Consider the following 22405-nt stretch of genomic DNA (forward strand, 5'->3'; position numbering starts at 1 on the left):
CTGAATCCGGCAGTTGGACTACTGATCTTTCCGTTCTTGCATCAATTCTTCAATCTCCACCACCGTCTTAGGGGCAGCCAACGTCAATACTTCGCATCCGGTTTCTGTTACCACCACATCGTCTTCGATACGCACACCAATATTCCAGAAATGCCGGGGCACGTTATCCGCGGGGTGGACGTAGCAACCCGGTTCCACTGTCAGGGTCATTCCCGGTTGTAGTGGACGCCATTCTCCATTGTGCTTGTATTCACCCGCGTCGTGCACATCGAGCCCCAGCCAGTGACCGGTGCGGTGCATGTAAAAACGCTTATAGTCTTCCGACTGTATGACCGTATCCACACTACCATGGCATAGACCAAAATCAATAAAACCCTGAACCAGCACCCGCAGCGCCGCTTCATGCGGCGCGTCCCAGGGGCTGCCTGGCTGCACCGCGCTTATCGCCGCCGCCTGCGCCGACAGCACCAGTTGATACAGATCCTTTTGTGCCGGGCTGAATCTTCCATCCACGGGGAAGGTGCGCGTGATGTCGGACGCATAGCCATCCAACTCGCAGCCCGCGTCAATCAGTAACAAATCACCCGCATTCAGGGGAGCGTTGTTCTCGATATAGTGCAATACACAGGCGTTGGCGCCGCCTGCGACGATAGACGTATAGGCGGGTGCTTGCGCCCCATGACGGCGGAACTCATGCAGCAGTCCGGCCTCCACTTCATATTCGCTCATACCGGGCCGGGTTTCCCGCATTGCACGGCGATGGGCGCCACTGGAAATCTCGGCCGCGCGGCGCATGACCTGAAGTTCTTCCGTGCTTTTGAATAGACGCATCTCATCCAGCAGAGGACGGACATCATGAATTCCGGCGGGCGCGGTGATTCCGCTCCGCGTCTGTTGCCGTACTTGATTGATCCAGCCGGTTACACGTGTGTCCCATGCTGTATCGTGTCCCAACGAGTAATGCACAGTGGGCTGGTTTGCCAGTAATCCCGGCAGCATGTCGTCCAGCCTGCATATAGGGTAGGCCTCATCGAAATCGAATGTATTTCGCGCAGCCTCGGGGCCATAACGGAAACCATCCCAGATTTCCCGCTCCAGATCCTTGTCGCGGCAGAACAGTATCTGTCTGGACATCTCCCCATTGGCCTCCGCCACAATCACCAGTACCGCCTCCGGTTCGCGGAAACCTGTCAGGTAATAGAAATAGCTGTCGAAGCGATAGGGATAATACGCATCGCGATTCCGCACCTGTTCCGGTGCGGTGGGAATGATGGCAACACCTTTTTGCATCCGGGATGCCAAATGCCGGCGGCGCTCACGAAATGATTTAATTGGGATCATTACTAATCATTTTTACAGTATTTGCAGGATAACGCAAAGCAAGTATGAAGGTTTCTCATCCATTTCTCATCCTTCACGCAGTTGAACATCAAGCAAGTGCAAACGTTCCGGCGTACCCACGTCCACCCATCTCCCTCGATAATATTGGCCGCTGATTTTTCCGGCCGCAATTGCCTGGCGCAGCAACGGCGCGAGCTTTGCCACCGTGCCAGGCACAACATCCTTGAACAATCTGGGCTGATACACGCCGATACCGCTAAAAGTAAGATTATCTTTCCCTGAAGGGGTTATTCTGCCGGAATCGAGACCAAAATCGCCGCTTGCATGCTGGGCCGGGTTATCCACCAGCACCAGATGCGCGAGATCCTCATCAGGATTGGTTTGCATATGCCTCAGGACCGGCAATAGTATCGAAAAATCGATTTCGCAATAAATGTCGGCGTTCACTGTCAAGAATGGCTGCTCCCCATCAGCATTTCTCGGTCCGGCTTGCAAAATAGTCAGCGCCTGGGCGATGCCGCCAGCGGTTTCCAGGGCCGCCGCTTCGCGCGAATAACGGATGTCGACACCGTATCGTTCTCCATCGCCCAGCGCAGTCTCGATCATCTGGCCCAGATGGGCATGGTTGATGACAATCTCAACGAAACCCGCGTGCGCAAGGTTTTCCAGATGATGCTCAATCAGCGATTTGCCCCCTGCGCGCAGCAGCGGCTTGGGCAACGCATCGGTCAGGGGACGCATGCGCTCGCCGCGTCCCGCGGCCAGAATCATGGCCTTGAACGGTGCCATTTCAGAATGTGTAGCCAACATTTGCTTCCGGCGGCTCGTTTTCCAGCCCATCCAGCAGCGTCAGCAAAGGATTAAGTTCGTGGTAGCGCTCACAGGCCTTGCGCAAGTATTCCATTACCAATGGCATGTCCCTGAGATAACCCGCTTTGGCGTCGCGGTGATACAGGCGCGCAAATATCCCCAACACCTTGATATGACGCTGTACGCCCATCCATTCGAAATCGCGATAAAAATCAGCGAAATCGGCAGCCACCGGCAATCCCGCTTTTCTTGCTTCCTCCCAGTAGCGTATTACCCAATCGAGGATACGTTCCTCATCCCAGCGGATATAGGCATCCTTGAATAGCGACGCCAGATCGTAGGTGATGGGACCATAAACCGCGTCCTGAAAATCAACAATGCCGGGGTTGGGAGTCGTAACCATCAGATTACGCGAGTGGTAGTCGCGGTGTACGAACACTCTGGGCTGAGCAAGGTTGTTCTGTACGATTTGTTTGAAAATTGCCTCAAGCTCCGCTTTCTGGCTTGGCCCAGGCGCCGCCTCCAAATGCTTTGCCAGATACCAGTCCGGGAAGAGATTCAACTCTCTCAACAATAGCGCTTCATCGTATTCCGGCAACACGCCGGGGCGGCTCGCCAGCTGAATTTTAATGAGCGCCGCCACCGCATCGCGATATAAGCGGTCGGCGTTATCGGGATCGCCATTCAGCGCCTGGAGGTAAGTGGTACTTTCAAGATCCGAAAGCAGCAGGAAACCCTGTGTCAGATCCTGCGCCAATACGGCGGGCACATGCACACCGGCGGCGGCGAATAGTTCAGCTACATGCACAAAGGGCGCGCAATCCTCCCATCGCGGCGGTGCATCCATCACGATCAATGTTCCGTCGTCGAAATTCGCACGAAAATAACGGCGGAAACTAGCATCAGCGGAAGCCGGTGACAAGGTGAAGTCTTTATCGGGAAACTGCGTCTTGATCCAGTTTTCCAGAAGTTGCAAGCGTTCCATAATAATCCGCTGATTTGCCTAAATGCCAGAAGTATGAGATTTTATCATGCATGCATCACTCCTCATCCAGCCGGATGACGGAGCGACAATCATGGAGGAAATCATGCTCAATCAAAAAGTATTGGACGAAATTGTAACCAAAGTCAATGATCTGCTGGCGCAGAGCCCCGTGAAGGATGTGGAGAAAAATCTGAGAGTGATGCTGTCGGGAATGTTCACCCGGCTGGATCTGGTAACGCGTGAAGAATTCGAGGTACAGCAGGAAGTCGTAAAACGCACGCGCGAAAAATTGACCATGCTGGAAGCGAGGATCGCCGGGCTGGAAAATCCCACGAAATCAGACAGTCTGGATACCCCAGTAGAAACGTTGGATGATCTTACGGAAACGGAATAATCGAAATATGCAGGATATGAGAAAACGCTAGAAAATATGCCTCTATGCGATTTCAATCAACCCGCATCTACTTGTGTTGATCCTACTTTCTCCTGACTGAGAATTTCTTGCATGCCGCTTGCTATTCTTTATAGCCGCGCTATCTCGGGTATGGAGTCGCCGCTGGTTACGGTGGAAGCTCACATTGCCAATGGTTTGCCCAGTTTCACCATCGTCGGATTGCCGGAAGCGGAAGTCAAGGAAAGCAAGGACAGGGTGCGGGCAGCGCTGCAAAACGCGCAATTCGAATTTCCCGCCCGGCGTATTACGGTCAACCTCGCCCCCGCCGATCTCCCCAAGGAAAGCGGACGCTTTGATCTACCCATCGCATTGGGCATACTCGCGGCGACGGGGCAAATTCCTTCGAATAAACTCGATCAGTACGAATGGGCGGGCGAACTCGCCCTGACCGGAGAATTGCGCGCGATACGCGGCGCATTGGCGATGACTTACGGGGCATCGCGTTCGGGGCGCAGTTTCGTGCTACCGCAACAAAACGCCGCCGAGGCCGCTCTGGTTAAGGAAGCAACAGTCTATCCCGCAACATCATTATTACAGATTTGCGCCCACCTTGCCGGACGCGAGCCGTTGCCGCGTTATATCGCAGATGACGGGGCAAGCGCGGAAGGCAACCCGGAAACCGGCGTACCTCAATACCCCGGTATGGAGGATGTCAAAGGCCAGGCACATGCGAAGCGCGCCCTGGAAATTGCAGCGGCGGGCAATCATAGTATGCTGATGGTGGGTCCGCCCGGCACGGGTAAATCCATGCTGGCGGCACGTTTCCCCGGCATTCTGCCATCCATGACCGAAGACGAGGCGCTTGAATCCGCCGCGATGCAATCCTTGAGCAGCGGAGGTTTCAACGTTGCCCACTGGAAACGCCGCCCTTACCGTTCGCCACATCATACCGCCTCGGGCGTTGCCCTGGTCGGCGGCGGCAGCAATCCCCGCCCTGGCGAGATCTCATTGGCAATGAATGGCGTGTTGTTTCTCGACGAACTCCCGGAATTTGACCGCAAAGTGCTGGAGGTACTACGTGAGCCGCTGGAATCGGGGCGTATCACCATATCGCGCGCAGCGCGCCAAGCAGACTTTCCCGCCCGATTCCAGTTGATCGCGGCGATGAACCCCTGCCCCTGTGGTTACCTCGGACACTACAGCGGGAAATGCCGCTGTACCCCCGATCAGGTGTCCCGTTATCGCGGCAAAATCTCCGGCCCCCTGCTTGATCGCATCGACATACAGATCGAAGTGCCCGCCGCGCCCCAGGAAGACCTGATGCGCCAGAGTCAGAGTGAATCAAGCAGTTCCATCAGGCAACGGGTCGAGTCAGCCTATCAGCGGCAATTGACACGCCAGGACAGGCCCAATGCACGGCTGACGGTGAAGGAAATTGACAAGTACTGCGTGCCTGATACTTTGGGAGAGAACTTGCTCAAACAAGCCATCAGCCGCTTGAATTTTTCCGCGCGGGCTTATCATCGCGTACTGAAAGTGGCACGCACCATCGCCGATCTGGCGGCAAGCGACGGTATAACCAGTACGCATATCGCGGAAGCGGTGCAGTACCGGAGGCTGGATAGAAATTAACACGAGATTATTGATCTAACGAGAAATGCTATGAATCTTGCCTCCAAACTTGATCCGAAACCCAATCCAAGCAATCAATGATATGCTTTGAACGCCACTGGATACCGGCTTCCGCCGGTATGACGTTTATACTGTTTGCACGCTAAATCCAATAAATCAGGTGAACAACATGCAAAACAATGAAGCGGGTACACCAATATCCAAGACATATGACGTTGTGATTGTTGGTGGCGGAATTGCGGGATTGTATTGTTGCCACGAGCTGATCAAGCAGCGTGAATTGCTCAACATCAACAGTATTCTCCTGCTCGAAGCTTCGAAGCGATTTGGCGGCCGTATAGAAACCTGGTCCTTGCTGAGAACTGATGAGAGGAATGGAGAAGCTATCGGATTCGACGATACGTGGGACCCCTGTAACTGGGATTTCACCAGTGGAAAGCCTGATCCTCTTGAAGCACAAGGGGGCAAGCAGTCTCCCTATCGAGGTCCCACCGAAAGACACTCGATAGAAAAAGATGGTGAAGATGTTGAAAAGCTATCCAGGATTGAATATTTTCGTGCTGAATTCGGGCCCATGAGAATAGAGCCGCGTGATCAGCCTTTATTGCACGCGTTGCTCGACGAACTGGGAATCAAGGAACAAGCGCCCGGCGAAGAAGAGAGTCTGGACGATTTAGTACCGTTTTCTTCCTATACGTCGGAAGATCCGATGGAACCCCGGTTTACCCTTCGCGAAGAAGAGGCCAAGCAAAAAACCCCCTTTGACTTGATGATACTGGCCCTCAGGCGTATTTTTGAACTTGTCGATCTCGATAATGCAGAAACACCATGGAAGACCAGCGCAGCCAATGAACAGTGGAAAAATTTGACGGAAGAAGCCTTCTTTTATCGCCACTACTGGAAAGGAGAGTTGCTCGAATGGATCCAGAATATTACTGACGAAGATCTGGAAGTCATTAGAAAAACCGCGAGTTTCAGAGGCCAGCCGCTATGGAACCTGGGCTTCTGGAATATCCTCAGTGATGTGTTAAGCCACTACGCCGTGGTCAAGATAAGGGACTGGGGGAGTTACTACCACTTCGTACATGAAAATTTAAATGCCGCGGAGTGGATTATTTTCTGGCTTAGGGCGATTCGAAGTACCGGATCGCTTCGCGGCATTCGAGGAGGAATGAGCCGGATTATCTGGAAGCTCCTGGAAAAGCTTTATGAAGAAGGAAAAAATAATCCTGCATTATGCATTCAGAAAGGCAGAAAGGTGCTGGGTCTTCAATCCGATGGTGACGGAGTGAATGTCATTGTCGAGAATGAGAAAAACGTCATCAAGGCGCGGAGAGTGATTCTTGCCTTGCCCAAGCGCCCGCTCGAAGAAATATCCTGGAATGGAGGCCCGCCGCAAGGTACGCTCAAAGCAGCGCTGAACGCCGTTACTTGCCTCCCCCTGTTAAAGTGCTTCTTCGTTTTCGAAAAACCCTGGTGGGAAGACAACAGGCCTCTTAATCGCAGCGCCGCGGATATTCCTACACGAGAGTTGCTCTATGTAAAAAGCAACGATGGGACCAAAGGGCTTATCATGGTCTACACAGACCGTCCGGCAATTACGTTCTGGTCCGATTACTTGAGAACAATCGAGTGCAATCATAATTACCTCGATCAAGCACCATCAGAAGACCCTCAACTTGAGAGCCAGGAAATAGCCAGCGTCTGGTTCTTGAAGTTGAAGAAGGAAGTCCCGCACCCAAACGCCGGGGATGCGCCCCAAACACTCTATTTTAGTGACGGGAGCCCGGTTATTGTGAAAGAGCCCGGCTACCCTCGGTTGTGGCAGCGTTTCGTGCAGTTTGCGAGGGACTATGAGCACCATGATTTTACGCAGGACCGCCTCCTCGCCTGCGGAATGCGCGACTGGGGCAAGAGCCCCTTTGGCGCGGCGGCTCATGGATGGCTGCCGGGAGTGATGTCCTGGAGACATATTGAGTTCCTTGAGGCATTTTCCTTGAATCAGAATGCCTCGGAAAGAAAGAACATCCACATTTGCGGGGAAGCATTTTCTGACTACCAGGGTTTCATAGAGGGCTCACTTCGATCCGCAAGACGCGTCCTGCGCAGCATTGAGAAACAGGCAAAATCAATATAATTAAATAAACTGGACACTACTGGCAAAATGTCTTCAATCATCAATAAGCAAAGCTCAGTAAATTCTCCTTCCCCATCGAAAAATGATGCTCCTAGTCTTCCACGATTAGTACTACGGATTGGCTTTGCAGGTAATAAAGATTTAGCAAATAGCGAGTGTCCTCAGCTTAAAATAACGCTAGATGGTATTTTACAAATACTTGGAGACGAGCTAACAAACATTGCACCTTATGGTTCCGATAGCAGTAATGATACAAGCTTCTCAAAATTTTTTTCAAGCGCACCGCCTTTACTACGATTAATAACGGGTTTATGTGAAGGGGCTGACGCCATTGCTGGGGAAGCTTTAGAAGAAATCAATAAAACTTCAGATCCTGGAAAAGATTTTCGGCGCTTTAATTCTGAGTTAGCAGCCATCCTACCGTTTGATGTCGTAACTTATCGTCAGTGCCGTGATGAAAGCTTTCGTAATGAGTTTGATAGACAACTTGCTGTTTGTAGCTGGATTCAGGTACTCGACGGTATTTACGATAAGCCTGATGATTCAGAATTGAATAAATTGTCATCTGAGCAAGAAAAAAAGAATCGTCGAGATCTGGCTAATCTACGACGTGCCCGTGCTTATCGAGCGCAGGGTGCGTTTTTATTGCGTCATAGCGATATATTGATAGCTGCTGCCAATCCTGATGCTAATAAAGACAAAGCTGGAGGCACCATGGAAACAATCCGATCCGCCTTGGCGTTTGGTCTGCCGGTTATATTTATTAATACTGGTAAAGAAAATAATAATGTCCAATTGATTGATCCAGGCAACCCGAATGAAAATCTCAATTCAGTACTAGCAGAACCAGCTCCAAGTTATGAAGAATATAAAGCCCGGCTGATAGCTTGGGTTAATCAATTGGCTATTGGATTCGATAAGTCTACCAAGTTCGATAATAAATACGACACAGATCTATTGCGGGAGTATTTTGGCTTTGAAAGGAAAACCAATAAATGGAATATCTGGTTTCGTGAAAAGAGCGGATACTCTAAATTACTTAAATGGTCTTTCCAGTTCCGTAGAAAATGCTGGGGAAATTTCAGATCATTTTTCCGCTCCGGCCTCTCTCCAAAGCAAGAAAAAACTCACGAACCTTTCCAATCCTATCGAGAACGGGCAAGACAGCTAAATTATCTTTACAGTGATTTATATCGCGGTGCCTTTCTTTCAAATTACCTCATGGCGATTGGGGCAGTGTTTTTAGCTACTGTTAGCTTGACCTTATTGACTGGAGTAACCCCAAATAACCAACCACCTTTGGCTCTCCTGATTATATTAGGCACACTAAAATTAATCATCGTGACATATATTTTGCTTAATACTAAACAAGCTAATATCGGAGAATGGAACGAAAAAGCCATTGACTATCGTTATCTTGCAGAAAGACTGCGCAGTATGTATTACCTTCCGCTTGCGGGAAGCCATCAACCACCCAAAACCACCTCTTTTACCTCACGTAAAATTCGACAAAGTGCAGCCGATTGGTTATTTAACTCCCTAGTTCGGGCCATTTCTCCCGCAGACTTGAAGGACACAAAACCGGTGGAAATTCAAAGCAATAGTGGAAATGGTACTGTAACTATAAAAAAACTACTTACTATTTCCGCTGAAGATACTGTCACCCAGGTACGTGACTGCTGGATTGGTGAGCAAATTAAATATCATGAAAGTAATGCACTTACCATGGGAGATATGAACGCATTCATCGAAAAGACCGCTTCCAATTTGAACAGGATAGTTATAGCTATTGTATGCTTTGATTTGATTTTGATTGGCGGTGAACAACTCCATTTGTATTCCGAATACTGGGAAAATTTTGCTAAAGCTGCAACACCCTGGTTAATCACGATTTCAGTCATTCTTCCTGCCATTATTGCTGCCCTGGGTGGTATCCGCTTTCAAGCAGAATGCCAGCGATTGGCGGAACGTTCTGAAGTGATGCGAACGATATTGGAGAAACGTGATTTGGTTTTGGTCGATCAAACTCTCAATCGTATCGTTTGTGACAAGAAATTAGCCCATTCGCAACCGGCCTGTTCACGGCTAATGGATTCTACTGACAGTTATATAGGAGGTTGGGCGCTCGATTCCTTGCATCTAACCGAACATGTTGCAATCAGCTTTTCGCAAGAAGTATCCGAATGGTCTGTTTTGTATGCTAGGGAAGTTAGTGATCCAGGATGAAAATTTCCTTCAAGCGTCAAAAATTGAAATATGCTCGCGAGATTTATTCCTTTAAGCTGTTCGTTTAATTGAAATTATAGAGATTGAAACTAAACAATTGGCAATTCGATTATCTTATCCAAGATTTAATGATTGACCCGTTGTTGCAATAATTGCGATCTTTGAATAACCTGTATTTGCCTCAGAAAATCACTTCGCTCCAGTTCTGTCCATGATTTTCCCATTTGCTTGCTAACACGGGCCAATAGGCAGTCAGGATTTTCCTCCACATGTTTAAGACGTTCTTTAATCCAGAATTGCAAAACCTCGCCCTCGTCATTATTTTTTTGCATTTTAACAATGTTTCTAAATGCTTGATATGCATGCTCCAATACCCAGATTTCATCATCAAGTAACCAACATTCAATTTTTTGGGTATGATTTTTCAAATAGCTTACATAGCCTGTGTCATAGCCACTCAGATCAGATTCCATTTCTCCTACAATACCAAAAAGGCCTTCTGCAATCAGCGCACGCACATGACAGTTCGGGTGGTCGTAATATTCATTCCAACAATGCTCCATACGAAGAATACCTTTGCCCTTATAATCACACAGATCTAAATGCCGGATTAGATAACAAGCTTCTGATGTTCCTAGAATAATCCGCCAATTTGCAATGCCTGAATCATTTTCCGAAGAATCCAAAGATTCCATTAATTGATCGAGAATATCAAAACAGGTATCTCGCCAATCTGACTCACTTCCCAATAAAGGAAAAATCGCCGCTCCTTTTTCACATACTTGCCACAACGGGTGAGTAAATATCAATTTCAGTAGTTCCACTGCCATGTTAACCCGGTGCCGATATTCTGCCCCCTTTCGGGTTAACCAGCTATGAATCACATCAATATCTTCATCGCTGAATTCCGTTTTGTACGGAATTCTTGTTAGAATTTTCCATTTCTCACCAGCTTCATTTTCAAACTTAGCAATGCGCTCTTGCCGTGCCCGTATCGCACTAACCTCTCGCTCTACTTCCACTTGAAAACTTGTTGTATCACGGTTGAGCTGCTGACCTTGCTCTTTCAGTAATGCAAGAGCAGCGATAACATCAAGTCGGGTATACATCCAGATAGGATCCCAGAAAGCAGAAATGAGATCCGATTGATCTAGCTTTGCTATTATACTTTTGGCATGTCCATGTTTACTTTGTAACGCCAGATTCAATAACACGTCGCCAAGCACCGATTGACAAAAATAGATATCGGTGTCTGAAACTTTCTTCAACCATCGTTCGACTTGTGATTGTATTTTTCCGGTCTTGCTTTCCTTTTTTGCAATTTCTCCTACTGCATAACTACCCATTTCTTGTTGATCTACGTCGAAGACGTCCAACAAATAATCGATCTCGATAGCCGCACATCCCGCTTGATTTTCTTTTAGTAGACGATAATAGCGTTCTGCCTGACCGCATCCGGCAGAATAACGGATAACATATTCATTTAACTCTAACATCTGTGGTATGAGGTTCTGCCACCCCATTATCTGAGTTTTTCCAATCCAACGAATCACACTCTCAGTTATATCTGTTGCAACTGTATCTTTTACAAGATTAAATAACTTTTGTTCATCCATTTCTTCTAGAACACGTAATGCCGTATTGGCCGTTTCCCCGTAAAATGGATCTAGGTCGCGTTCGGTTTTTTTTAAAACCGGTATCAGTAAAGGTAATGTGCTAGCAACGATGTTTCTCGTCTCTGGGAAACTGCTCACCCATTCTAGTATGTTAACGGATTGATTAATGTATTCGTATTTCTTGGAAGCATAAGCACTTGATAAATTTTTTTTATTTTTATATAAGTAATCCCATATCTTTAGCAGGTGAAAACCGCCATGCCGGACCCAATATTCATTGGATGGCGCTACTGTATTAATAAATTCTTTGGTTTTATGAAAAAATTCTTTGGACTCATCAAAACAAAAATCAGCCAACTTGCGATCACCCTCTTCACTTTGAATCCAGAAATTACTAGTACGTCTTGTGTTGTCATCCATCAACCAATCAGTAAGGGATTTGTGATAAGGCGCATATCTGATTGGATTCTCATACATTGATAGAAATTGTTTCAGAGCGCGCAATCGATCTTGAAAGTTGTAGTCGTTTAAATCCGGTGCCGCAGTTCTTAAAACTGATTCCTCCAGCGGTTCACGCGCGGAGCAAATCATTTCCAGGATTGGCCGTAGTTCTGAGTATTTGTCTTTCTCTCCAAAATGTCGTTGAAAAAACTCCTCGTAAATACCATGTAAGCCTTCCGGCCATTCGTTTATTCGGCGCAGGGAAAAAGTTTGCTGATTACAAGAGCTTGGTGAGGCTCCAATTTCATTAAGGGCAGTGCTAGCATATAAAAAATTACCGCTACCACATTTGATCAAAGTTCTAATAATCTTTTCTCTAAAGTCCCCAATTGTCATTGAAAATTCAGAAGCAACTTTCTCAAGTTCTTGTTGATGATTATCGTTTTTTGTCAGTCGATAGTTGATATAGCTCTTCAAATCATCAATATTCTTTTCATCACTCGCCCGTAGCTCAATATGATTTTTAATCCGATTTAAAACAGCATCCACTCTACGCGTAGTTGCGACAATCCTTAACCATTTCGGAAAATGTTTTAGTGTATCGGCTAAGAGGCTAACTATCGTTTTACCATCTGACTGAAGCGTGAGCGCCTCGTCTAACGCATCGATCAAAATGTAGCAAACACCAGACTTAGGAGGTGGTAGCTTATTCAAAACTGTCAAGACACCATGCTCAAATGCAATCGAGGGATCCTTTTGACATTTGTCTTCAATTAAAATCCAATCATTTAATTGATTCTTATATTCCTTCAAACGACTGGCAATCATCGCTGCAATGCTTTGCACGAATCTCCAAGATTCGAGTGTGAGCTCTAAACCCGCTTGACAACAATGATGTGCAATGATTTGATTCGAAACATCATTATTAATCAGTTGCGCAACAATTGCTGATTTACCAATACCGGGATCCCCTGTAATAAGGAAAGCTTTAGATGCCTCAGGAGTTTCAAGCCATTCATCGATTTCCTCAAACATCCATTGACGTCCGGTAAAGTGTTTTCGTTTTTCAGCCAGATACTCTTCGAAGTCCAGCGATTTTGGTAAGGGCGGTAATTTAGTTTTAAAGTGATTCTGAATAGCCAGCAAAATACGGCTTGCTGTTGCATGCTCCTGTAAATGGGATCTTCCTTCTTTAAGAGCTTTCAAATGTTTTTGTTGACTTGCTAATCGATTATCGCTCCCAGATAAAGGACTATAAACTAACATGGCTTTTCCCAAATGAATCGCTAGATATGCTTCCCATTGTGCATAGGTCAATTCTGTTTCCAGACTCTCGAAATAAGGTTTGATTTTTTTCCCTTTTTTATTTTCCGAAAGAAATTCTTCATTTTTCATTCGAAGTATTTCGTAGAATTCACGAATGGCTTCTCCATTGGCAGTGTCCCCAGGATGAGATCCAACTAAATGAATAACGAGATCACACTCTTTGATCTCATCATAAAGTTTAGTTATTGTGTCATTTGTAGTATCTCGAAGTTTATTTTTAAATCGAGGATTGAAATCGAAAGATTCAGTTTCAAGGCAGTCAATTAATTCTTTAACTAGTGGCTCTACAGCTTTATCTTTAGGTTCTACAACATGATCTTCACTGGCATAGGAAAAAAAAACTGCTTTGCAATTGGCCATTTTATTCATTGGTTATTAAGAGGAAATCGTTAAAAACGAGTTCGCTGTAATGATCGCTAATACAGCAGGTTACGGCAGATCAATAATCGCCTGTGCGGCAAGGCGCCCCGTTTCTGCACCACCATTCATATAGCCCAGAAATTGCGTACTGCAATGTTCACCCGCATATAGCAAATTTCCATTTGGCCGGCCTACTTCGCCGTTAAACCGGGTCCATTGCCTGGGTCGATAGCAGGAATAAGAACCCAATGCAAATGGCTCCGAAGGCCAATGAACGCGAAGTGTATTATTTGTCAGTTGCGCGGCAAGTCCGGGGTATACGCGATTGATAGAGGCTGATAGTTGCTGGGCACGTTCAGCGGGTGTACCACGGCCAATATCCACGCCGGGTTTTCCACCCAAAAAGAACGTGTAAGAACCTGCTATTCCGGCTTGCATACGGCTGGAATCCCAGCCTGTCTGAAATGCCTCATCGGAATAACATTCACCACTGTACCTCTGTTCACGCCAGAGGCGCGTTTGTGTTCCCAGGATCAGTTTTGCATTGGTGCCATAACCCAGATTCTTAACCATATTTGATTCTGCTGGCGTCAATACATTGCCCGTATCAACGTTGCGTAACAGCGTGAAGGGCAGAGCAAGTATGACCCGGTCGGCATCGACAGAAACCGTTTTCCCTGGCGTAGTAAAAGTAAGACGAAAGCCTTTGCCGTTTTTCCGCATTGAAACCAATCGATGCTCAAGCGCAATGTTGGAGCCAATCCGTTTAGCCAGTTCATCGGTAATGCGCTGATTGCCACCCTGAATTTTGAAACGTTCATCACTTTCGCCAAAAATCTGAAAACCTTCTTTCATATCGGTATCAATCAGCGAGAGCAAATTGATGCATGAAAGCTCGCTGGCATCGAGACCATATTCTGTTACATATGCAACTTCAATTAAATTTCGAACCCAGCCAGTGGCACCGATACGGTCAAGGTATTCCGAGATTGAAACAGCATCGAACTCAGCATCGATTTTGCTGTGTTTTTTAGCGGTGATGTCAGAAGACAACCGTGCAGCATCACTGGCGATTATTGCAGCCAGGGGTCTGAATTCATTGATGACTTGTTCTTCGCTATAGTGTCGGTTACCGAAGAAAAATGCTGTTTTAAAATCTTGTTCACTTTCAGTATATGTATCGATTAAAGGCAAATCAAAAGCTTTCGCAAGAGCAAGCATATCCTGATGCGATGAATCGATAAATTCTCCACCTAGCTCCGTCACTAAGCCAGATACGATACCATCCTGAGATGTCCAAATACGACCACCCGTGCGTTGCGATGCCTCATATACAGTTGCATGGTATCCCTTTCGCTGTAAAACATAAGCAGCAGTTAGTCCGGCGATCCCTGCGCCAACAATAGCAATCCGCGGATTTCCCTTTTTTTCTCCCGCCATGATCGGAGCTGCATATACTGTAGCGAGTGCTGCAATTGAGCGAATAAGAAAATTTCGCCTTGAGCCAAAATGAGAAAAATGTTCAGATTTTTTTCCTTGATTGATAATATTAACTTGTGAAAAATAGCGATGCTGGTTGAAAGTTCTCGAAAGTAATCGAAATAAAGGAGTTCGTCCGGGTGTAGGCAAAAAATATGGATAAGTTCGCATCATCAACCTGATTCTCCTAAGTAAGAAAGAAGTGATTAAATGAAGAAATTATCACATTTCTTGATATATGATAAAGTGCTTTTTATGGCATAACTTATTTGATAATTATCTTTAATCTTCATAATGTTAAATTTTTATATAGACCAACAGGAGATCCTTAATCAGGATTAACATTTGAAAAGCTTTTGAGGTTGAATGCCCATTTATGCCAATTTTCAGCTATGAATAATGGGTGGTGGAAATTTACTGAAACATATCATCATTCCTTCAAACATGTCGTTGGTGCTTGTAGCGATGTACATTTTGTAAAGTGGTTACAGTAGTCGAGTATTGAGTGAAGGCCTTTCCCGTCGGGTACAGTGTCGCGTCACGGAGCATGATAGAATCCAGCCTCCATCGAAAATGTAGCTTGGCAATGAACGTACATCCCCGCGCCGCATTACTGCAAGACCTCCTGGCCCACCGCATACTGATGCTGGATGGGGCCATGGGCACGATGATCCAGAGCTACAAGCTCAACGAGGCGGATTATCGCGGGTCGCGTTTTGCCGATTTTCCGCATGACCTCAAGGGCAATAATGATCTTCTGACCCTCACCCAGCCGCAGGTCATCGGTGCCATCCATACCGGCTACCTGGAGGCCGGGGCGGACATCATCGAGACCAACACCTTCAATTCCACCTCCGCCTCGATGTCGGATTACCACATGGAGGATCTGGTATATGAGCTGAATTTTGCCGGGGCCAAACTGGCGCGGGAAGCAGTGCAAGCGATGGAAGCAAAAACACCAGATAAGCCCCGCTTCGTCGCGGGGGTGCTTGGGCCGACCACCAAAACCGCATCGATCTCGCCCGACGTGAACGATCCCGGTTTTCGCGGCATTACCTTCGATCAACTGGTAGCGGACTACTCGGTCTCCATTAGCGGCTTGATCGACGGGGGCGCCGACATCATCCTGGTGGAAACCATTTTCGATACCCTGAATGCCAAGGCCGCGCTGTTTGCTGTCGATCAATATTTTGAGGACCACGGTATACGTGTGCCTATCATGATCTCGGCAACCATTACCGATGCTTCCGGCCGCACCCTCTCCGGACAAACACCTGAAGCCTTCTGGAATTCCGTCAGCAACGCACGTCCATTATCCGTAGGACTTAATTGCGCTCTGGGAGCGGAATTGATGCGTCCTTACATTGAGGAGCTATCGCGGGTTGCCGGCGTGTATGTCAGCGCGCATCCTAATGCCGGCCTGCCCAATCCGCTGGCGGAAACCGGTTATGACGAGTCGCCCGAATACACCGCGAGTTTGATCAAGGGGTTCGCACAATCCGGCTTCGTCAACATCGTCGGCGGCTGCTGCGGTACCACGCCCGCACATATCAAGGCCATCGCCGATGCGGTGAGCGATATCGCACCACGCCCCATTCCCGACGTTCCCAAAAAGCTGCGACTGTCCGGTTTGGAACCGCTGAGCATCGGCGATGACTCACTATTCGTGAACGTGGGTGAGCGGACCAATGTTACCGGCTCGAAGGCCTTTGCCCGTTTGATACTGGGCAACAATTATGCGGAGGCGCTGAGCGTTGCCCGCAACCAGGTAGAAAGTGGTGCGCAGATCATCGACATCAACATGGATGAAGCGATGCTCGATTCGCAGAAGGCGATGGTGACGTTCCTGAATCTTATCGCCGCCGAACCCGACATCAGCCGCGTACCGATCATGATTGATTCGAGCAAGTGGTCAGTGATCGAAGCAGGGCTCAAATGTGTGCAAGGCAAGGCCATCATCAACTCGATCAGCATGAAGGAAGGCGAAGCAGAGTTTATCGAGCATGCGAAACTCGCCCGCCGCTATGGTGCCGCAGTCATTGTGATGGCTTTCGATGAATTGGGTCAGGCCGACACGAAAGAACGCAAGGTGGAAATCTGCAAGCGTTGCTACCGCATACTTGTTGACCAGGTGGGTTTCCCACCTGAAGACATCATTTTTGATCCAAACATTTTCGCGGTTGCCACCGGCATCGAGGAACACAACAATTACGGTGTCGATTTTATCGAAGCCACTCATATCATCAAGCAAACCCTTCCCTATGCCAAGATAAGTGGCGGCGTGTCGAATGTGTCGTTTTCTTTCCGCGGCAACGAGCCTGTTCGGGAAGCGATCCATACCGCATTCCTCTACCACGCGGTTCGCGCCGGCATGACCATGGGCATTGTCAACGCCGGGCAACTGGGGGTCTACTCCGACATTCCCAAGGACTTGCTGGAACGCGTCGAAGATGTACTGCTCAATCGTCCGGTTGAAGGAGACGTTACGCCCACCGAGCGATTGGTGGAATTTGCAGAGAGCTTCAAGGGAAAAAGCAAGGAGACCATCGAAGATCTTTCATGGCGCGAGCAGCCGGTCCAGGAACGTCTGACTCACGCGCTGGTGAGAGGCATCACCACTTACATCGTGGAGGATACCGAGGCGGCACGGCTCGAAATCAGTAATCAGGGCGGGCGTCCGATCCAGGTGATCGAGGGTCCGCTCATGAATGGCATGAATGTGGTAGGCGACCTGTTCGGCTCGGGCAAGATGTTTTTACCGCAGGTAGTCAAGTCGGCACGCGTAATGAAACAGGCGGTAGCGCATTTATTGCCATTCATTGAGGCGGAAAAAAAGTTGTCGGGCGATTCCAGAGCCAAGGGCAAGATCGTCATCGCCACCGTCAAGGGTGACGTCCACGATATCGGCAAAAACATTGTTACGGTCGTACTCCAGTGCAACAACTATGAAGTCGTGAACATGGGAGTCATGGTACCTTGCGCACAGATTCTTGAAATGGCGCGGCGCGAGAATGCCGACATGATCGGTTTGTCGGGATTGATCACACCTTCCCTGGAGGAGATGGCGCATGTGGCGAAGGAAATGCAACGTGAGGGATTTACCATTCCGCTATTGATTGGTGGCGCAACCACTTCACGGGTGCACACCGCGGTGAAAGTCGCGCCGCATTACAAAGGGGTTACCGTGTGGGTGCCGGATGCAAGCCGCGCCGTGGGTGTATGCAGCAACTTGCTGTCAGAGGATTTGCGGGCGGAGTACGTCAGTGGACTACAGGCGGAGTACGAAAAAGTCCGCACCCAGCATAAGAATAAAAAAGGTCCTTCGCCAATGCTTACCCTTGCGGAAGCCCGGGCTAACGCCTTTAAAACCGATTGGGCGAACTACACGCCGCCCGAGCCGGATTTTATCGGCGTAAGATCATTAAGAAACTACCCCCTGGAAAAAATAGTACCTCATATAGATTGGACACCATTTTTCCAGGCATGGGAGTTATCGGGACGCTATCCGGCAATTCTGCAAGATGAGATAGTGGGAGAGGCTGCCACCACGCTGTTCCACGATGCCCAGGCCATGCTGAAGAAAATTGTCGAACAGAAATGGCTCGGCGCCAATGCCGTGGTCGGCCTGTTTCCGGCTAATACCGTGAACAGCGACGACATCGAAATTTATACCGACAAAGCCCGCACCAAGCTGGGGATGACGTTCCACAATCTGCGGCAGCAGACCACGAAACCGGCCGGACGTCCTAATCTATGCCTGGCGGACTTTATAGCCCCCAAGGAAACCGGGATTCGGGATGCCATCGGTGCATTCGCGGTGACTGCCGGGCTGGGGATAGACGCACGGGTCAAGGCTTTTGAGGATGCACATGACGACTACAGCGCGATTATATTGAAGGCGCTGGCCGACCGGCTGGCGGAAGCTTTCGCCGAGCACATGCACTGGCGGGTGCGGCGCGAATTCTGGGGCTTCATCAAAGATGAAAACCTGAGCAATGAACAACTGATCAACGAGGAATATCGTGGTATTCGTCCCGCGCCGGGTTACCCTGCCTGTCCCGACCACACCGAGAAAGGTCCATTGTTTGAAATGCTGAAAGCGCCGGAAAACGCGGGCATTATCGTGACCGAGTCCTACGCCATGGTACCGACGGCTGCAGTATCGGGCTTTTATTTTTCTCACCCCGAAGCCGATTATTTCGCTGTGGGGAAAATAAACAAGGATCAGGTGGAGGATTATGCAAAGCGCAAAGGCTGGACATTGGAAGAAACAGAAAAATGGCTGGCACCGGTGCTGGCCTATGAACGATAGCAATACGCGGGATTCAGGGCGGGCGATAAACCAGTGCCGGTAAGCAGACGGGAAACGCCTGTGCGATTGAAGCAAATTTCAGTGACTCAGCCTTTCATACGAGTGATTTTCGCCACTTCCGGAATACGCCTCAAACTACGCATGACTTGTGCGAGGTGATAGCGGTTACGGACCTGTAGCATGAAGTTCATGGTTGTATAGGCGCCATCCCCTTCCATGGCCACATTGTCAATGTTGGAACCGGCCTCGGCGATTGCCGCCGCCACCCTTGCCAGTACACCGCGCTGATTGGCTACCACTGTTCTGATACTGACCTCGAAATGCCTGGCAATTCCTTTGCCCCATGCCACGTCCAGCCAATTGTCCGAATTACCCCGGTTTTTGGAGATTACCGGGCAATCATGGATATGAATCACCAATCCCTGATCTTTCTTGATGAAACCGACAATGGGATCCCCCGGGATCGGGCGGCAGCATTTGGCGAATTGGACCGCCATGCCCTCGGTGCCCAGTATAGTGATAACACCGTTACCCCCATTTGCTCCGGAAGCGGATTCTCCCGGCGATGCCAGGCGCCTTGCGATGACTGCCGGCAGGTGCATGCCCAATCCCATGTCCGCCAGTAAATCCTTTCTGGATTTGGCACTGCTCTCACGTGCCAGCTTCTCCCACTGCGTCTCGCTTATTGTCTGCGGATCAATCTTGAGCGACATTAAAGCCTGGTTCAGCAAGCGCTCCCCCAGTTTCGCCGACTCTTCGTATTGCATGGTCTTGAGAAAACGGCGGATATGCGAGCGCGCCTTGCCGGTAACCACGTAATTCAGCCAGGCGGGATTGGGTTTTGCATGTGACGCAGTGACAATCTCCACGCGATCGCCACTTCTGAGATGGGTGCGCAATGGCGCATTCTCACCGTTTATTTTCGCAGCCACGCAGCAGTCGCCGATGTCAGTGTGCACCGCGTAGGCGAAATCCACCGCCGTAGCATCCTTCGGCAGTGCCAATATCTTGCCTTGGGGCGTAAATACATAGACTTCACCGGGAAACAGGTCAACCTTGAGATGTTCCAGAAATTCCAGAGAATCGGTGGAGTCACTCAGTGTCTCCAGCAGGCTTTGCAGCCACTGATGAGTTTTCATATGCAGATCATTAAGATCGGCATCGGTGCTCTTATAGAGCCAGTGTGAAGCGACGCCGGCCTCCGCTATCCGATGCATGTCGGCGGTGCGGATCTGCACTTCAATGGGTGTGCCGTAGGGTCCCCATAGCGTGTTATGCAAGGACTGGTAACCGTTTGCTTTGGGAATTGCGATATAGTCCTTGAATTTGCCAGGAATAGGGTTGTACAGGCTGTGCAATGCGCCCAGCGCTATGTAGCAAGAGGGCACATCCTTGACGATAACGCGAAAACCGTAAATGTCGAGCACCTCGGAAAACGTAAGGTGCTTCTCCGCCATTTTCTTATAGATACTGTAAAGCTGTTTTTCACGTCCAGTCACCTCCGCATCCAGTCCCGCGGCCTGCAGGCGCTGCTTGATGGAATCCAGGATTTTGGTCACCACTTCGCGCCGGTTTCCTCGCGCCGCCTTGGTGGCATTGGTCAGTACTCGGTAACGTGTGGGAAAAAGGTAACGGAAGCTGAGCTCCTGCAGCTCCTGGTAGATATTGTTAAGTCCCAGCCGATTGGCGATAGGCGCATAGATCTCCATGGTTTCGCGGGCGATGCGGCGCCGTTTCTCGGGCCGCATCGCTTCCAGCGTGCGCATATTGTGTAACCGGTCCGCCAATTTGATGAGTATGACGCGCACATCGCGTGCCATCGCCAGGAGCATCTTGCGAAAATTCTCCGCCTGGGCGTCCGCATGGGTCTGGAATTCGATCTTGTCGAGCTTGGAAACCCCATCCACCAGCTCGGCAACCGGCTTGCCAAATCTGTCGCTGATCTCGGCCTTGGAGACGTGAGTGTCCTCCATCACGTCGTGTAACAACGCGGCGGTCAGCGTCTGGGGATCGAGGCGTAATTTTCCGAGAATGCCGGCTACCGCAAGCGGATGAGAAATGTAAGGTTCACCGGATTTTCGGAACTGCCCGGAATGGGCGCTTTGGCTGAAAAGGTAGGCGTTCTGAAGCTCAGAAATGTCCTCCGGCTTGAGATAGCCGGATAATTCGCCAAACAGGAAATCCGCCTCGGGTAAAGTAGCAGAGGGGTCCGGCAAACCTCGTGCTCGCATGGTAATTTCCTTCATTCACTGTGATAGGCCCAGCGGTACGGGCATCTCAGGATGGCAGCATCCTCATGACAGTCTATAAATCCAGCTGTAGATACCTTGGGTTGACCATTGATTTCAACCAGATTCTAGTATAGATATGCTTCCGGAAAAATTAAAGTGGGACACTAGTAAGAATTTCTATTCCAACCTTTCCCTGGGCTAGTTCACGCAACGCTATCACAGTAGGCTTATCCCGTGCGGGTTCCACCATAGGGCTCCCGCCGATGGAGAGCTGCCTTGCTCGAATGGTTGCGACCAGGGTCATATCGAAACGGTTGGGAATTCTTTTTAAACAATCATCAACGGTAATGCGTGCCATAGTATTGCTCCAGAAATCAGGAATAACGGTATAAAATGAATTGACTTTGACTCTTCATCCCGAAGTCCGGGAGGTGCAGAAAGATCAAAAAACTCTCCTTTATGGAACAGGCATTCTTCCGAATTGCGTTATCAGGTTACGATGGCGATCGAGTTGCCTCGATATTTTCAAGCGCTCAGCGTGTACGATACAGATCAAATCCTGCAATGCCGTGCCCAGTTTCTCGTTGATGATAACATAATCATATTCACTCACATGAGCCATCTCCTGATGAGCAGCTGCAAGGCGCCGCGTGATGGCTTCCAGGCTATCCTGACCCCGCTGCCTTAAGCGTGTTTCCAGTGCCTCCGGTGAGGGCGGCAGAACAAAAATTCCCACCGCATCGGGAAAGACGCATCGCACCTGTTGCGTACCCTGGCTGTCGATCTCCAGCAGAATATCGTGTCCCGATAAGGTGGTTTCATTTATCCATTTCTGCGAGGTTCCATAGAAATTCCCGTAAACTTCAGCACTTTCCAGGAACTCACCCTGTTTTAGCCGCTGCTCGAAAACTTCCTGGCTTACAAAATGGTAATCACGCCCATCGACTTCTTCGGGGCGCGCTGGCCGCGTGGTGTATGAAACCGACAGGCGCAGGTCGATGCCGGTTTCAAGCAATGCCTTAACCAGACTGGTTTTTCCGGCGCCCGAGGGAGCGCTGATAATGAATAAATTACCTGGCGTCATTTTGCAGTAGTTTTTCCAAAGTGTGGCAAGT

The 22405-nt window shown here is 49.0% G+C and carries 13 protein-coding genes; 5 read left to right on the top strand and 8 right to left on the bottom strand.

What is annotated here, in order from left to right:
- Nucleotides 1-18 precede the first annotated feature (18 nt).
- The 3 genes from pepP to BLR00_RS02045 all read right to left on the bottom strand — a co-directional run bounded on the left by pepP (nt 19) and on the right by BLR00_RS02045 (nt 3136).
- A complete protein-coding gene (gene pepP / locus BLR00_RS02035) occupies nt 19-1341 on the bottom strand; it encodes a Xaa-Pro aminopeptidase (protein WP_074630577.1) in 1323 nt (440 codons plus the stop codon).
- 66 nt (nt 1342-1407) lie between these two features.
- Nucleotides 1408-2112, bottom strand: coding sequence for an N-acetylmuramate alpha-1-phosphate uridylyltransferase MurU (gene murU, locus BLR00_RS02040; protein ID WP_081346807.1), 705 nt, complete (start codon nt 2110-2112; stop codon nt 1408-1410).
- Nucleotides 2113-2131: 19 nt separating this feature from the next.
- Entirely contained in the window at nt 2132-3136 is a 1005-nt protein-coding gene (locus BLR00_RS02045; RefSeq protein ID WP_074630579.1) for an aminoglycoside phosphotransferase family protein, read from the bottom strand.
- 46 nt (nt 3137-3182) lie between these two features.
- Here BLR00_RS02045 and BLR00_RS02050 point away from each other — a divergent pair, with 46 nt between their 5' ends.
- The 4 genes from BLR00_RS02050 to BLR00_RS02065 all read left to right on the top strand — a co-directional run bounded on the left by BLR00_RS02050 (nt 3183) and on the right by BLR00_RS02065 (nt 9525).
- Complete coding sequence (locus tag BLR00_RS02050) at nt 3183-3530, top strand: accessory factor UbiK family protein (protein ID WP_081346616.1); 348 nt, start codon at nt 3183-3185, stop codon at nt 3528-3530.
- Between the two features lie 111 nt (nt 3531-3641).
- Nucleotides 3642-5162, top strand: a complete 1521-nt coding sequence (locus BLR00_RS02055) for a YifB family Mg chelatase-like AAA ATPase (RefSeq protein WP_074630580.1) — start codon at nt 3642-3644, stop codon at nt 5160-5162.
- A 169-nt stretch (nt 5163-5331) separates the two neighbouring features.
- Nucleotides 5332-7299 carry a flavin monoamine oxidase family protein gene (locus BLR00_RS02060; protein WP_074630581.1) on the top strand — a complete coding sequence of 656 codons (1968 nt, stop codon included), beginning with the start codon at nt 5332-5334 and terminating at the stop codon, nt 7297-7299.
- A 27-nt stretch (nt 7300-7326) separates the two neighbouring features.
- Nucleotides 7327-9525: a hypothetical protein gene (locus BLR00_RS02065; RefSeq protein ID WP_074630582.1), complete on the top strand. Its 2199-nt coding sequence runs from the start codon at nt 7327-7329 to the stop codon at nt 9523-9525.
- A 125-nt stretch (nt 9526-9650) separates the two neighbouring features.
- On the opposite strand, the gene BLR00_RS02070 is transcribed toward BLR00_RS02065, so the two are convergent.
- Nucleotides 9651-13268, bottom strand: coding sequence for a P-loop domain-containing protein (locus BLR00_RS02070; RefSeq protein ID WP_074630583.1), 3618 nt, complete (start codon nt 13266-13268; stop codon nt 9651-9653).
- A 69-nt stretch (nt 13269-13337) separates the two neighbouring features.
- Nucleotides 13338-14921 (bottom strand): flavin monoamine oxidase family protein, encoded by a 1584-nt coding sequence (locus BLR00_RS02075; protein ID WP_074630584.1) that lies wholly within the window; start codon nt 14919-14921, stop codon nt 13338-13340.
- A 412-nt stretch (nt 14922-15333) separates the two neighbouring features.
- Between BLR00_RS02075 and metH the strand changes: the two genes are divergently transcribed.
- Nucleotides 15334-19059: a methionine synthase gene (gene metH, locus BLR00_RS02080; protein ID WP_074630585.1), complete on the top strand. Its 3726-nt coding sequence runs from the start codon at nt 15334-15336 to the stop codon at nt 19057-19059.
- A gap of 86 nt (nt 19060-19145) precedes the next feature.
- On the opposite strand, the gene BLR00_RS02085 is transcribed toward metH, so the two are convergent.
- The 3 genes from BLR00_RS02085 to gmk all read right to left on the bottom strand — a co-directional run bounded on the left by BLR00_RS02085 (nt 19146) and on the right by gmk (nt 22374).
- Nucleotides 19146-21290: a RelA/SpoT family protein gene (locus BLR00_RS02085; RefSeq protein WP_074634080.1), complete on the bottom strand. Its 2145-nt coding sequence runs from the start codon at nt 21288-21290 to the stop codon at nt 19146-19148.
- A 151-nt stretch (nt 21291-21441) separates the two neighbouring features.
- Nucleotides 21442-21648, bottom strand: coding sequence for a DNA-directed RNA polymerase subunit omega (rpoZ, locus tag BLR00_RS02090; protein WP_074630586.1), 207 nt, complete (start codon nt 21646-21648; stop codon nt 21442-21444).
- Between the two features lie 99 nt (nt 21649-21747).
- The gene (gene gmk, locus BLR00_RS02095) at nt 21748-22374 is read right to left on the bottom strand and encodes a guanylate kinase (RefSeq protein WP_074630587.1); all 627 of its coding nucleotides are present in this window, start codon (nt 22372-22374) and stop codon (nt 21748-21750) included.
- Nucleotides 22375-22405 lie beyond the last annotated feature (31 nt).

This window comes from Nitrosospira multiformis, from assembly GCF_900103165.1.
Classification (GTDB): Bacteria; Pseudomonadota; Gammaproteobacteria; order Burkholderiales; family Nitrosomonadaceae; genus Nitrosospira; species Nitrosospira multiformis_D.